The sequence below is a fragment of the Brevundimonas subvibrioides ATCC 15264 genome (genome assembly GCF_000144605.1).
GTDB lineage: Bacteria > Pseudomonadota > Alphaproteobacteria > Caulobacterales > Caulobacteraceae > Brevundimonas > Brevundimonas subvibrioides.
Map to the genome: position 1 here is coordinate 3185595 of NC_014375.1, position 14001 is coordinate 3199595.

The following is a 14001-nucleotide window of genomic DNA, read 5'->3' on the forward strand; positions in this document are numbered from 1 at the left end:
TAGCGGGGAAATCATTTGCGCTGACCGCCCCGCTTGTCGTTATATGTTGCCATGCAACAGAAAGGCCCTACCGGACCCACCGGGTTCGTCGTTCAACCGCGCCGCCTGCCCAAGGCGGAAGCGTCCGTGCGCGTGCAGGATTTCGGCGAGATCATCATCAAACCGACGCCCGAGAACCTCGAGACCCAGGCCGGTCGCTGCACCGACTGCGGCGTGCCCTTCTGCCAGACCGCCTGTCCGCTGCAGAACAACATCCCCGACTGGCTGGGCCTGTCGGCCGAGAATGAGCTGCGCGAGGCGTGGAAGATCGCGTCGGCCACCTCGACCATGCCCGAGATCTGTGGCCGCATCTGTCCGCAGGACCGTCTGTGCGAGGGCTCCTGCACCCTGAACCAGTCCGGGTGGGAAGCCGTGACCATCGGCTCGGTCGAGGCCTTCATCGGCGACACCGCCTTCGACAACGGCTGGGTGGAGCCGATCCGCCCCCTGCACGAGCGCCCCGAGAGCGTCGGCATCGTCGGGGCCGGGCCCGCCGGCATGGCCGCCGCCGACCGGCTGCGCGAGCAGGGCTATCAGGTCACCGTCTATGACCGCCACGACCGCCCCGGCGGCCTGCTGATCTATGGCATTCCCGGGTTCAAGCTGGAGAAGCGCGTCGTCCAGCGCCGGATTGACCGGCTGATCGACGGCGGCGTGACCTTCGTGACGAACTGCGACGTCGGCAAGGACATCACGCTGGCAGACCTGCGCGGCAAGCATGATGCCGTCCTGCTGGCCATGGGCGTCTATCAGGCCCGGGCGCTGCAGGTGCCGGGGGCGGGTCCGGGCGACACCCTGCCCGCGCTCGACTTCCTGATCCACCAGAACCGCCGCGACCTCGGCGAGGCCGACGACGACACCGGCCACCACGCCCGCGGCCGCAACGTCGTCGTCATCGGCGGGGGCGACACGGCCATGGACTGCGTCCGCACCGCGATCCGCCAGGGCGCAGAGAGCGTCACCTGCCTGTACCGCCGCGACCGCGAGAACATGCCCGGCTCAGCCCGCGAGGTCCTGAACGCCGAGGAAGAGGGCATCCACTTCGAATGGCTGGGCGCGCCCAAGGCCCTGATGTCGCGCGACGGATCCGTGTCCGCCGTCCGGGCCGCCCGCATGGCCCTGTCGGAGCCGGAGTTCGGCAAGCGCCGCGAGATCGTGCCGGTGCCGGGGGCCGACTTCGACCTGAAGGCTGACCTCGTCATCGAGGCCCTGGGCTTCGAGCCGGAGGCCTTCGCCGCCCATCACGACGAACTCAGCCTGACCGAATGGAACACGGTGGCCACCGCCCGGTCGGGCTTCGCCACCAGTCTGCCCGGCGTCTATGCGGCGGGGGACGCCGTCCGCGGCGCCTCGCTCGTCGTCTGGGCCGTGCGCGACGGCCAGGACGCCGCCGCCGAGATCGACCGTTATCTGAAGGCCCGCACCGAGGAGCAGGCCGCATGACCTGGCTGACGCAATACACCGCCGACCGCCAGCGTCTGATCGACGCCCACGCCTATGAGCCGTCGTCGGAGAAGGACGCCTGCGGGGTCGGTCTGGTCGCCGCCCTCGACGGCGTTCCGCGCCGCGAGGTCGTCGAGCTGGCCATCAAGTCGCTGAAGAACGTGGCCCACCGTGGCGCGGTCGATCCCGACGGCCTGTCGGGCGACGGGGCTGGCCTGATGGTCGAGGCCCCCCAGGCCTTTTTCGCCGAACAGGTCCGCGTCATCGGCCAGACCCTGCGGCCCGGCCCGATCGCCATCGGCCAGATCTTCCTGCCGCGCACCGACCTGGGGGCCCAGGACCGGGCCCGCGCCATTGTCGAGACCGAAGTCCTGCGCGCCGGCTTCTTCATCTACGGCTGGCGACAGACCCCGATCGACCTGCGGGTCGTGGGGTCAAAGGCCGACGCGACCCGGCCCGAGATCGAGCAGATCATGCTGGCGGCTCCGGCGGAACTGGCCGGCCCCGATGAGTCCGAGGCGCTGGAACGTGAGCTGTACCTGATCCGCCGACGCATCGAGAGCGCGATCGCGGCCGAGTCCGTCCCCGGCTTCTACGTCTGCTCGCTGTCGGCCCGGTCGCTGATCTACAAGGGGATGGTCCGCGCGGAACTGCTGGACCAGCTGTACCCCGACCTGCTGGATCCGACCTTCCAGTCCGCCTACGCCATCTTCCACCAGCGCTATTCGACCAACACATTCCCGGAATGGCGGCTGGCCCAGCCGTTCCGGATGCTGGCCCACAACGGCGAGATCAACACGCTGAAGGGCAATCTGAACTGGATGCGGTCGCACGAGATCCGCATGACGGCCCAGGCGTTCGGCGAGCATGACGGCGACGTCAAGCCGGTCGTCCAGCCGGGCGGCTCGGACTCCGCGGCCCTCGACAACGTGTTCGAGGTCCTGGTCCGCGCCGGTCGCCCCGCCCCGATGGCCAAGGCCCTGCTGATTCCCGAGGCCTGGGCCCGCGACGAGGGCCTGATGAAGGCCGAGCACCGGGCGCTGTACGCTTACTGCAACGCCGTGATGGAGCCGTGGGACGGTCCCGCCGCCATCTGCGCCACCGACGGCCGATGGATCGTCTGCGGCAAGGACCGGAACGGGCTTCGCCCCCTGCGCGCCATGGAGACCCACGACGGCCTGCTGCTGGCCGGGTCCGAAGCCGGCCTCGCCGGGCTGCCGGAGAGCCGCATCAAGCGACGCCTGCCGATCGGTCCCGGCCGCATGATCGTCGCCGACATGAAGGCGGGGGTCGTCCTCGACGAGACCCAGGCGATCGACGCCTTGGCCGCAGACCATCCGTACACGGAATGGTTGGAGAACATGGTCGATCTGGAGCCCCTGATCGGGCCCGGACCCGAGCCGCGCGCCGCCACGGGCGAGGCCCTGACGCGCCGCCAGATCGCCGCCGGCTTCAGCCGCGAGGACCTCGACCTGCTGCTGGATCCGATGATCAAGGACGGCAAGGAGGCGGTGGGCTCCATGGGCGACGACGCGCCCCCGGCGGTCCTGTCCGCCTTGCCCCGCCCCCTGGCCCATTATTTCCGCCAGAACTTCAGCCAGGTCACCAACCCGCCGATCGACCCCCTGCGCGAAGCCGGGGCGATGAGCCTGAAGACCCGGTTCAAGAACCTCGGCAACATCCTCGCCGAGGAAGAGGCCCAGACCAACGTCTTCGTGCTGGACTCGCCCGTCCTGACCACCGGCATGTACGAGCGGATGCTGGACGTCGTGGGCGCCGGCTCGACCGTCGTCATCGACTGCTCCTATCCCCTGCCGGCCGAGGGCGATCGTCCCGGCGCGGGTCTGCGCACCGCGCTGGACCGGATCAAGGACGAGGCCGAGGCCGCCGTCCGCGGGGGCTGCGGACTGATCGTCGTCACCGACGAACGGGCATCGGAAAGCCGCCTGTCCGTGCCCATGATCCTGGCCACGGCCGGGGTGCACGGCCGGCTGACCGACAAGGGTCTGCGCAGCTTCGTCTCCATCGTTGTGCGCTCGTCCGAGGTGCTGGATCCGCACGGCTTCGCCGTTCTCGTCGGCGTCGGAGCCACCGCCATCAACCCGTGGCTGGCGCAGGAGATGTTCCAGGAGCGTCTGGATCGCGGAGCCTATCCGGGCCTGGCGCTTCGCGACGCCTGCCTGAACTACAAGTCGGCGCTGGAAGCCGGGCTGATGAAGACCCTGGCGCGCAAGGGCATCAGCGTCATCTCCGCCTATCGCGGGGGTTGCGAGTTCGAGGTCCTGGGCCTGTCGCGGGCCGTCACGGCCGAGTTCTTCCCCGGCGCGCCGTCGCGCATCTCCGGCATCGGTCTGGCCGGGCTGGAGCGCGCTGCGATCCAGCGCCACACGGCCGCCTGGACCGAGGCGGCACCGTCGCCCGCCATCGGCGGCTTCTTCCGCATCCGTGCCGGTCAGGAAGCCCACGCCTATGAGGCCAAGGTCATCCACCTGCTGCAGGACGCCTGCAATCGCGGCGACTACAAGCGCTTCAAGCAGTATTCCGAGGCCGTCCGCGACCAGCCGGATCTGGCTCCCCGCGACCTGCTGGACTGGCGCGAGGGCCTGAAGCCCGTCCCGGTCTATGAGGTCGAATCCGTCTCGGACATCCGCAAGCGCTTCCTGACGCCGGGCATGTCGCTGGGGGCTCTCAGCCCCGAGGCGCATGGCGTCCTCAACGTCGCCATGAACCGGATCGGGGCCCGCTCCGTCTCGGGCGAGGGCGGCGAGGATCCGGACCGCTACGCCACCCGCCCCGACGGCGACAACATGAACTCGGCGGTCAAGCAGATCGCCTCGGGCCGGTTCGGCGTCACGGCCGAGTATCTGAACCAGTGCCGCGAGATCGAGATCAAGATCGCCCAAGGCGCCAAGCCCGGCGAGGGCGGCCAGCTGCCCGGCTTCAAGGTCACCGAGTTCATCGCCCGGATGCGCCATTCGACGCCCGGCACGACCCTGATCAGCCCGCCGCCGCACCACGACATCTATTCGATCGAGGATCTGGCCCAGCTGATCTACGACCTGAAATCGATCAACCCGGACGCGCGGGTGACGGTGAAACTGGTGAGCGCCTCAGGCATCGGCGCGATCGCGTCCGGCGTCGCCAAGGCCAAGGCCGACGTCATCCTGATCGCCGGCCACAACGGCGGCACCGGGGCCTCGCCCCAGTCCTCGATCAAGCACGCCGGCCTGCCGTGGGAGATCGGCCTGGCCGAGACCCATCAGGTGCTCAGCCTCAACAACCTGCGCAGCCACGTGGTGGTCCGCGCCGACGGCGGCATGCGCACCGGCCGCGACATCGTCATCGCCGCCATTCTGGGGGCCGAGGAGTTCAACATCGGCACGGCCAGCCTGATCGCCATGGGCTGTCTGATGGTGCGCCAGTGCCATTCCAACACCTGCCCGGTCGGCGTCTGCTCCCAGGACCCACGCCTGCGCGAGAAGTTCACCGGCACGGCCGACAAGGTCGTGAACCTGTTCAGCTTCATCGCCGAGGAGGTCCGCGAATACCTGGCCATGCTGGGCGCGCGCAGCCTGGACGAGATCGTCGGCCGCACCGACCTGCTGCGTCAGGTCCGCCGCGGCGGGGCGCATCTGGACGACCTCGACCTCAACCCCCTGCTGGTCCGGGTCGAGGCGGCCGAGAAGAAGCTGTGGGCCGACAAGGGGCGCGCGGCGGTGCCCGAAACCCTGGATGCCCGCGTCCTCAACGACGCCTGGGCCTTCCTCGATCGGGGACAGACCTCGGAGCTGACCTATCCGATCTCCAACGTCATGCGCACCATCGGCGCGGGCGTCTCCTCGGCCATCGTGCGCCGCTGGGGCCCGACCGGACCGACCGGCGTCCTGACGCTGAAGCTGCAGGGGTCGGCCGGGCAGTCCTTCGGGGCCTTCGCGGCCAAGGGTCTGAAGCTGGAACTGACCGGCGAGGGCAACGACTATGTCGGCAAGGGCCTGTCCGGCGCCGACATCGTGGTCAAGCCGATCGAATGGCGCGAGCACCAGCCCGCCATCGGCAACACCACCCTGTACGGGGCGACCTCCGGCCGGCTGTTCGTCGCCGGTTCGGCGGGCGAGCGGTTCGCGGTCCGGAACTCAGGGGCCGAGGCCGTCGTCGAGGGGGCCGGCGCGCATGCCTGCGAATACATGACGGGTGGCCGGGTCGCGATCCTGGGACCGGTCGGCTGGAACCTCGCCGCCGGCATGTCGGGCGGAGAGCTGTTCGTGCTCGACGAGGCGGGCCGCACGGGCCTCGCCCTGAACGGCGACCTCGCGGCCTTCGCCCCGGTGACGACCGCGGCGGCCGAGCGGCTGAAGGCGCTGGTCGAGGCCCATCTGGCCGCCACCGGATCGCCGCTGGCGCGCCGCCTGCTCTCGGCGTGGCCGGACAGCGTCAAGCGGTTCGTCCGCATCGTCCCGGCCCCGGTGGCCGAGGCCGAGCGCAAGCTTGACCACGGCGAAGCGGTTCCCGCATGATCGCCATCACCTCTGGACCCGACAGGCCTCCCCGCCGATGACGCTCCCCGCGCCCGCCCTGATGGCCCATCAGGCCCCTCTGGTTCTCGACGGCGCGGGCACGGCGTGGATCCTGGTCTCGACGGCCTTCGTGCTGATGATGACCCTGCCCGGACTGGCGCTGTTCTACGGCGGCATGGTCCGGAAGAAGAACATCATCGCCACCATCGCCTCGTCGACGGCGGCGCTGATGGTGGTGACGGTGCTGTGGTTCATCGTCGGCTACAGCCTGTCGTTCGGCACGTCGGGCGATGCGACGAACGCCTTCATCGGCGGCCTGCAGGCCCTGTTCCTCGACGGCGTGCGCATCGACACGGCCCACAGCCTGGCCCCCGGCCTGCCGGAATTCCTCTGGATCGCCTACCAGCTGACCTTCGCCATTATCACCCCGGCCCTGATCGCCGGGGCCTTCGCCGAGCGGATGAAGTTCTCGGCCAGTCTGCTGTTCTTCGGCCTGTGGCACCTGATCGTCTATGCGCCGATCTGCCACCAGGTCTGGGGCGGCGGCTACCTCGGGTCCTGGGGCGTGCTCGACTTCGCGGGCGGGGCGGTGGTCCACGTCAATGCGGGCGTGGCCGGCCTCGTGTGCGCCCTGGTGCTAGGGCCACGCCACGGCTTCGGGCGCGACAACATGGCCCCGGCGAACCTGGCCTATACCGCCATCGGCACCGGCCTGCTGTTCGTCGGCTGGCTCGGCTTCAACGCCGGGTCCGCCTGGGCCGCCGACGGGATCGCTTCGGTCGCGGCCCTCAACACGATCATCGCCCCGGCTGCCGCCGCGCTCGGCTGGATGACCATCGAATGGATCGACAAGAAGCGGCCGACCCTGCTGGGACTGCTGTCCGGCATCGTCGGCGGCCTGGTGGCCATCACCCCGGCTGCGGGCTTCGTCGATCCCAAGGGGGCCTTCCTGATCGGCCTGATCGGAGGCCCGGCCTGCTACGCCGGTGCCGTCTGGCTGAAGCATGCGCTCAGATACGATGACAGCCTGGACGCCTTCGGCATCCACGGGGTCGGCGGTATCGTCGGGGCCATCCTGACCGGTGTCTTCGCCACCGCCACCATCAACGGGGTGGCCGAGGGGGCGGATGTGATCAAGCAGGTCGTCGGCCTCGCCGCCGTCGTCGCCTGGAGCGCCGTCGGCACCTTCGCGGTCTTGATGATCTGCAAGTTCACCACCGGCCTGCGCGTGCCGAAGGACGGCGAGGTCGAGGGCCTCGACTACTCCCAGCACGGCGAGAGCATCCACTAGCGCGCGCCCCACCTTACCGTTCTGTAACTTGCCGCGCCCGTTGCAGGGTGACAAGCTTGCTTGACTGTCAGGGGTGCCATCATGCTCACGATCAAGAATCTGGTTCACGTCTACGGCAACGGGACGCGAGCGCTGGACGACGTCTCCCTGACCGTGCCGAACGGCATGTTCGGCCTTCTGGGGCCCAACGGCGCGGGCAAGTCGACGCTGATGCGGTCGATCGCGACGCTGCAGACCCCGACCTCCGGCTCGATCGACTTCGACGGCATCGACGTGATCGCCGAGCCGGAGAAGCTGCGGCGCACCCTCGGCTATCTGCCCCAGGATTTCGGCGTCTATCCGCGCGTCTCGGCCTACGACATGCTGGATCACATGGCGGTGCTGAAGGGCATCGCCTCGGGCAAGGACCGCAAGGAAACGGTCGAGACCCTGCTGAACCAGACCAATCTGTGGAGCGTGCGCAAGAAGGCTCTCGCGGGCTTCTCGGGCGGCATGCGCCAGCGGTTCGGCATCGCCCAGGCCCTGATCGGCAATCCGAAACTCATCATCGTCGACGAGCCGACGGCGGGCCTCGACCCCGAGGAGCGCAACCGCTTCCTGAACCTGCTGGCCGAGATCGCCGACAACGTCGTCATCATCCTGTCGACCCACATCGTCGAGGACGTCGCCGACCTGTGCCCGCGCATGGCGGTGCTGGCCGGTGGCAAGATCCAGCTGGAGGGCGCCCCCGTCCAGCTGATGGAACAGCTGAACGGCCGGGTCTGGAAGAAGACCATCGACAAGGACGCCCTGCCCGATCACCGCGAGAAGTACGAGGTCATCTCGACCCGGCTGTTCGCCGGCAGGACCGTGATCCACGTGCTCAGCGACCGCCGTCCGGGTGAAGGGTTCGAGCCGGCCGCCAGCGGCCTGGAAGACGTCTATTTCTCGACCCTCAGCGCCTCGCGCAAAGTCGCGGCCTAAGACCATGTTCGCCAAGGTCGCCGCCTTCGAATTCCGCTACCAGCTGCGCCAGCCGGCCTTCTGGGTGATCGCCATCGTCTTCGCCCTGCTCGGCTTCGGCCTGGTGGCAGCGTCGGACAACATCTCCATCGGGGCGGGTGGCAACGTCCACAAGAACGCCCCCTACGCCCTGGCCACGATCAACGGGATCATGGCCATCTTCTTCATGCTGGCGACCACCGCCATCGTCGCCAACGTGGTGGTGCGCGACGTCCAGACCGGCTTCGGTCCGATGGTCCAGGCGACCCGGATCAACAAGTTCGAATACCTGTACGGCCGCTTCGTCGGGGCCTTCGCCGCCACCGCCCTGTGCTTCCTCAGCGTGACCGTCGGCGTCCTCGCGGGCACGCTCGCGCCGTGGGTGGACAAGGAGACCATCGGGGCCTTCCGGCCCTGGGACTACGCCTATGCCTACCTGGTCTTCGGCCTGCCGGGCGTCTTCCTGACCTCGGCCCTGTTCTTCGCCCTGGCCACGGTCACGCGGTCGATGATGGCGACCTACGTTGGCGTCGTCGGAGTCTTCATCGCCTATCTGGCGGCCTCCGGCATCCTGGGATCGAAGCCCGAGCTGGAGACGGCCATGGCCTGGGGCGAGCCGTTCGGAGCCGGAGCCTATGGCCTCGTCACCCGCTACTGGACCGCGATCGAGCGCAATACGATCAATGCCCCGCTGGAAGGCGTCCTGCTGTGGAACCGGGTCATCTGGATCGGGATCAGCGTCGGCATCCTGGCCCTGGCCTACGTCCTCTACCAGCCCGCCGCGCGCGGCGCGAAGGCAGGCAAGCTGGACAAGCTGCGCGCCCTGGCCGCGGCCCCCGCCGCGCCCGGCGTCGTCGACCGCCCCCTGGCCTCCCCGACCGAGGGCTTCGCCGCAGGCTGGGCCCGCCTCGCCTCACGCACCGCCATCGAGATGGCCATGGTGTTCAAGAGCCCGGCCTTCGTCGTCCTGATCCTGCTGGGCTTCGCCTTCGCCGTCACGACGCTGCTGGTCATGGGCGAGATCTATGGCGCGCCGATCCTGCTGGTCACGCGCACGGTCCTCACGGGCCTGCTGGGCGCGTTCGGCCTGATCTCCATCATCGTCGCCATCTACTATTCCGGCGAGCTGGTCTGGCGCGACCGCGAGCGCAAGGTGCACGAGATCATTGACGCCTCGTCCACCCCGGACTGGACCTTCATCCTGCCCAAGACCCTGGCCCTGATCCTGGTGCTGGTCTCGATCCTGCTGGCGGGCGTCGTGGCCGGCGTCGCGACCCAGGCCTTCAAGGGCTACTACGACTTCGAGCTCGGCAAATACCTGATGTGGTATGTCCTGCCGGGAGCCGTGAACTTCAGCCTGATCGCGGTCCTGGCCATCTTCGTCCAGTCGCTGTCCCCCAACAAGTTCGTCGGCTGGGCCATCATGGTGGTCTATCTGATCTCCACCCTCGTGATGTCCAACCTGGGCTTCGACCACATCCTGTACCGCTATGGCTCGGGCATCGGCGTGCCCCTGTCGGACATGAACGGCCAGGGGGACTTCCGGGGCTTCGCCAACTGGACCGACGCCTACTGGACCATGGCGGCGATCATCCTGCTGGTGCTGGGCTACGGCCTGTGGCGCCGGGGGACCGAGACCCGCTACCTGCCCCGCCTGCGCCGCCTGCCCTCGCGGCTGATGGGGCCGGCCGGACTGATCGGCGGCGTGGCCCTGGTGGCCTTCATCGGCCTCGGCAGCTTCATCTACATCAACACCAACGTCTGGAACGAGTACCGGAACCAGGGGTCCCAGGAACGTCTCCAGGCCGACTACGAGAAGACACTGCTGCGCTTCGAGACCACGCCGCAGCCGACGCTGGTCGACGTGAAGCTGGACCTCGACCTGCATCCGCATGCCCCCCGCCTGCAGACGCGCGGCACCTACACGATCGAGAACCGGACCGGGGCCCCCCTGTCGGAAATGCACCTGCGCTGGAACGACGATCTGGAGATCCGGGCGCTCGACGTCCAGGGCGCGCGGATGGTCCGCGAGTGGCCCGAGTTCTCCTATCGCATCTATCGCTTCGCCACCCCGATGGCGGCGGGCGAACGCCGCACGGTGTCCTTCGACACGGTCCTGGAACAGCGCGGCTTCAAGCTCGGCGGCAACACGACCCGGCTGGTCGACAACGGCACCTTCGTCACCAATCAGGAGTTCGCGCCGATCATCGGCATGAACCGCTCGGCCGGCCTGCTGCAGGACCGTGCCAAGCGCCGCAAGTTCGGCCTGCCCGCCGAACTGCGCCCCGCCAAGCTTGAGGACATGAGCGCCACGGGCCAGAACTATATCGGGGCCGACTGGGTCACGACCGACGTCACCGTCACCACCGACCCCGACCAGACCCCCCTGGCCCCCGGCTACCAGCGCAGCGACGTCACCACGGACGGCCGACGCACCGTCCGCTTCGTGACCGAGTCGCCCGTCCTCTATTTCCTCTCGGTCCAGTCGGCGCGCTACGAGATCGCCCGGCGGATGCACAACGGCGTCGAGATGGTCGTCTATCACGACGCCCAGCATGGCCGGAACGTCGACCGGATGATGACGGCCCTGGCCACCTCGCTGGACTACTACCAAGCCAACTTCTCGCCCTACCAGTTCCGCCAGGCCCGGATCAGCGAGTTCCCGGCCTATGCCGACTATGCCCAGTCCTTCCCCAACACCTTCGCCTGGTCCGAGGGCCTCGGCTTCATCGCCGACCTCAGCGATCCGACCAAGATCGACTACGTCACCTACGTCGGGGCCCACGAGTTCGGGCACCAGTGGTGGGCGCACCAGGTCGTGGGGGCGAACATGCAGGGCATGACCCTGCTGAGCGAAACCCTCGCGCAGTACTCGGCCCTGATGGTGATGGAGCGGCTCTACGGCCCCGACAAGATCCGCCGCTTCCTGCAGTTCGAGCTCAACAACTATCTGAGCGCGCGCGGCACCGAGCGGATCGAGGAACTGCCGCTGAACCGGGTCGAGAACCAGCAGTACATCCACTACCGCAAGGGCGCGCTGGTCATGTACCTGCTCAAGGACCAGATCGGCGAGGCCAACCTGAACCGCGCCCTGTCGCAGTTCCTCAGCACACACGCCTTCAAGAGCGCGCCCTACCCGCGCTCGGTCGACCTGATCGCCCTGATCCGCGCCAATGCCCCCGCTGACAAACAGGCGCTGATCACCGATCTGTTCGAGAAGATCACCCTGTATGACCTGAAGACGACGGCGACGACGGCCACGCGCCGCGCCGACGGCCGATGGGACGTGGCGATCACCGTGGAGGCGCGCAAACTCTATGCCGACGGCCAGGGCGTGGAGACCGCGTCGCCGCTGAACGAGAGCATCGACATCGGCCTGTTCACGGCAGAACCGGGCAAGGGGGCGTTCGACCGCTCCAACGTCGTGGTCCTGGAACGCCGGGCCCTGCGCTCTGGCACCCAGACCTTCCGGTTCGTCACCGCGGCCAAGCCGACCTTCGCCGGCGTCGATCCCTACAACAAGTGGATCGACCGGAACTCGACCGACAACGTCAAGCCGGTGGAGTGAAGCGGGATCAACCCGCCTTCGCCCTCAGCCGGAACGCGTGAAGCAGGGGCTCGGTATAGCCGTTCGGCTGGCTGAGCCCCTCGAACACCAGGGCCCGCGCGGCCTGCCAGGCCAGTGATCCTTCAGGATCGTCCGCCATCGGACGATAGAGCGGATCGCCCGCGTTCTGCGCATCGACCTTGGCCGCCATGCGCAGGAAGGCCGCGTCCACCTGCTCGCCCGTGCAGACCCCGTGCAGCAGCCAGTTGGCGATATGCTGGGAGGAGATCCGCAGCGTGGCCCGGTCCTCCATCAGGCCGATGTCATCGATGTCGGGGACCTTGGAACAGCCCACGCCCTGGTCGATCCAGCGCACCACATAGCCCAGGATGCCCTGGGCATTGTTGTCCAACTCGTCGGCGACCTCCTGCTCCGACCAGTTCGCCCCGTTCGCGAGCGGCGGCGTCAGCAGATCCTCCAGCCCCGGCGTGGGGCGCGTCGCCACCTCCTTCTGGACGGCGAAGACATCGACCGCGTGATAGTGCAGCGCATGCAGGGTCGCGGCCGTGGGGCTCGGCGTCCAGGCGGTGTTCGCCCCCGTGCGGGGATGGCCGATCTTCTGTTCCAGCATGTCGGCCATCCGGTCCGGCGCCGCCCACATGCCCTTGCCGATCTGGGCCCGCCCCGACAGGCCGCAGGCCAGGCCGATGGCGACGTTGCGCGCCTCATAGGCCGCGATCCATTTCGAGGCCTTGATGTCAGCCTTCCGGACCATCGGCCCGGCCTGCATGGCGGTGTGGATCTCGTCGCCGGTGCGGTCGAGGAAACCCGTGTTGATGAAGACGATCCGGTCCTTCACCGCGTGGATGCAGGCGGCCAGATTGGCGGAGGTCCGCCGTTCCTCGTCCATCACCCCGACCTTGATCGTGTGCCGCGCCAGTCCCAGCAGGTCCTCGACGGCGTCGAACAGGGCGTTGGTGAAGGCAGCCTCGTCCGGCCCATGCATCTTGGGCTTGACGATATAGACCGACCCCGCCGCCGAGTTGGTGAACCCGCCCAGACCCTTGAGGTCGTACAGGGCGATCAGCGACGTCACGATCGCATCGAGAATGCCCTCGGGCGCCTCGGTCCCGTCGGGCAGATGGATCGCCGGATTGGTCATCAGGTGGCCGACGTTACGTACGAACAGCAGCGAGCGTCCCTTCAGCGTCACCGCCCCTCCGGCCGGGGCCGTGAACGTCCGGTCCGGCTCCAGTCGCCGCTCCAGCGTCTTGCCGGCCTTCTGGAAGCGGGCGGCCAGGTCGCCCTTCATCAGACCCAGCCAGTTGCGATAGGCGGCGACCTTGTCCTCCGCATCGACGGCGGCGACCGAGTCCTCCAGATCGCAGATGGTGGACAGGGCGCTCTCCAGCACGACGTCCGACAGGCCCGCTGCATCCGCCGCCCCGATCGCGCTCGCCCGGTCGATAACCAGTTCGATGTGCAGTCCGTTGCGGGCCAGCAGGATCGAACCCGGTGCCCCCGGCTCCCCGCGGTAGCCGACGAACTGCGACGCTTCCTTCAGCGCGGGCACCAGCGCCCCGTCCACGACCGACCATCCCTTGACGTCGGCATGCGAGCCCTCGGCCAGCGGCACGGCCTCGTCCAGAAACGCCTTGGCCCGCGCCACGACGCGGGCCCCGCGTGCGGTGTCATACCCACCCGGTGGCGGCAGATCCCCCAGCGCGTCGGTGCCATAGAGGGCGTCGTACAGGCTGCCCCACCGGGCGTTCGCCGCGTTCAGCAGGAACCGCGCATTGAGGATCGGCACCACCAGTTGCGGTCCGGCCAGGGTCGCCAGCTCCGGGTCGACGTTCCGGGTCGTGATCTGGAACGGAACAGGCTCGTCGACCAGATAGCCGATCTCGCGCAGGAAGCCTTCCGTGGCCGCCGCATCGTGGGGCTGGCCTTTCCGGGCCGCATGCCAGGCGTCGATCCGGGCCTGCAGATCGTCCCGCCGCGCCAGCAGCGCCCGGTTCTCGGACGCGAACCGGGCGAAGACCCCGGACACGCCGGTCCAGAAGGCGTCGGGCGCCATGCCCAGCCCCGGCAGCACCTCGTCCTCGAGGAAGGCCGACAGCTGTCGGTCGACCGACAGGCCGGCGCGGTCATGATGGGTCATGCAGTCTCTCCAGCGCGAGCCATCG

General features: G+C 68.7%; 6 protein-coding genes. 5 read left to right on the plus strand and 1 reads right to left on the minus strand.

What is annotated here, in order from left to right; translation table 11 throughout:
• The first annotated feature begins 51 nt into the window (after positions 1-51).
• From BRESU_RS15485 to BRESU_RS15505, 5 genes are all read left to right on the plus strand, one after another.
• The gene (locus BRESU_RS15485; RefSeq protein ID WP_013270506.1) at positions 52-1482 is read left to right on the plus strand and encodes an NAD(P)-dependent oxidoreductase; all 1431 of its coding nucleotides are present in this window, start codon (positions 52-54) and stop codon (positions 1480-1482) included.
• Positions 1479-5996, plus strand: a complete 4518-nt coding sequence (gltB, locus tag BRESU_RS15490; protein WP_013270507.1) for a glutamate synthase large subunit — start codon at positions 1479-1481, stop codon at positions 5994-5996. Before BRESU_RS15485 ends, gltB begins: the two co-directional genes overlap by 4 nt.
• Before the next feature lie 37 nt (positions 5997-6033).
• Positions 6034-7287, plus strand: coding sequence for an ammonium transporter (locus BRESU_RS15495; RefSeq protein WP_013270508.1), 1254 nt, complete (start codon positions 6034-6036; stop codon positions 7285-7287).
• 81 nt (positions 7288-7368) lie between these two features.
• Positions 7369-8250, plus strand: coding sequence for an ABC transporter ATP-binding protein (locus BRESU_RS15500; protein ID WP_013270509.1), 882 nt, complete (start codon positions 7369-7371; stop codon positions 8248-8250).
• A 4-nt stretch (positions 8251-8254) separates the two neighbouring features.
• Positions 8255-11836 carry a M1 family aminopeptidase gene (locus BRESU_RS15505; RefSeq protein WP_013270510.1) on the plus strand — a complete coding sequence of 1194 codons (3582 nt, stop codon included), beginning with the start codon at positions 8255-8257 and terminating at the stop codon, positions 11834-11836.
• 7 nt (positions 11837-11843) lie between these two features.
• Here BRESU_RS15505 and BRESU_RS15510 read toward each other — a convergent pair whose 3' ends face one another.
• Positions 11844-13976, minus strand: a complete 2133-nt coding sequence (locus BRESU_RS15510; RefSeq protein ID WP_013270511.1) for a malate synthase G — start codon at positions 13974-13976, stop codon at positions 11844-11846.
• Positions 13977-14001 lie beyond the last annotated feature (25 nt).

Bases quoted from the DNA above. Each gene is read 5' to 3' on its own strand.
- BRESU_RS15485 (WP_013270506.1), top strand. From the start codon at position 52: ATGCAACAGAAAGGCCCTACCGGACCCACCGGGTTCGTCGTTCAACCG.
- gltB (WP_013270507.1), top strand. From the start codon at position 1,479: ATGACCTGGCTGACGCAATACACCGCCGACCGCCAGCGTCTGATCGAC.
- BRESU_RS15495 (WP_013270508.1), top strand. From the start codon at position 6,034: ATGACGCTCCCCGCGCCCGCCCTGATGGCCCATCAGGCCCCTCTGGTT.
- BRESU_RS15500 (WP_013270509.1), top strand. From the start codon at position 7,369: ATGCTCACGATCAAGAATCTGGTTCACGTCTACGGCAACGGGACGCGA.
- BRESU_RS15505 (WP_013270510.1), top strand. From the start codon at position 8,255: ATGTTCGCCAAGGTCGCCGCCTTCGAATTCCGCTACCAGCTGCGCCAG.
- BRESU_RS15510 (WP_013270511.1), bottom strand. From the start codon at position 13,976: ATGACCCATCATGACCGCGCCGGCCTGTCGGTCGACCGACAGCTGTCG.